This is a genomic window from Streptomyces colwelliae, from assembly GCF_048158785.1.
Lineage (GTDB): Bacteria > Actinomycetota > Actinomycetes > Streptomycetales > Streptomycetaceae > Streptomyces.
On record NZ_JBLTJC010000981.1, the window covers coordinates 1 to 432 of the forward strand.

Consider the following 432-nt stretch of genomic DNA (forward strand, 5'->3'; position numbering starts at 1 on the left):
TCTTTCTTCAACATTAAAACTCTTAGCTAATAATCCGCAACAAGCAATACCATCTTTGGCGAAAGCTTCTGCTAGAGCTTGGTAATCAAAAGGATGGTTTTTTACCTTTGCTTTTGATTTAGTTGATTCTATCCTTGGGGATGCTGATGCTGTTATTATTGGTGTAGGATCATCGTCGGGATCAACTAAAGCATTAATATCTTCGTCTGTAGGGAAAGTATCACTACCAGCTCCAAAAGACATATTGTCATCTACAGCAACTACAGAATGTAAAAAACGGCGAACGCAGTCTTCAGAAAGTTTATGAAAATCAGTAGAGCTTGTCATTTATTTATATCCGCTATTCACTTGTTTCTTCTGATGGCTCAATAATAAAGAAAGCACCCTGTTCAGGAGTGTAATCATCCAATCTTATAGTAAATCCATCTCGAG

The 432-nt window shown here is 37.0% G+C and carries 1 protein-coding gene; it reads right to left on the reverse strand.

Annotated features, from left to right (window positions below):
• On the reverse strand, positions 1 to 327 hold a 327-nt coding region (locus tag ACNFOC_RS55460), incomplete at its 3' end, for a response regulator receiver domain (protein ID WP_416966453.1).
• Positions 328 to 432 lie beyond the last annotated feature (105 nt).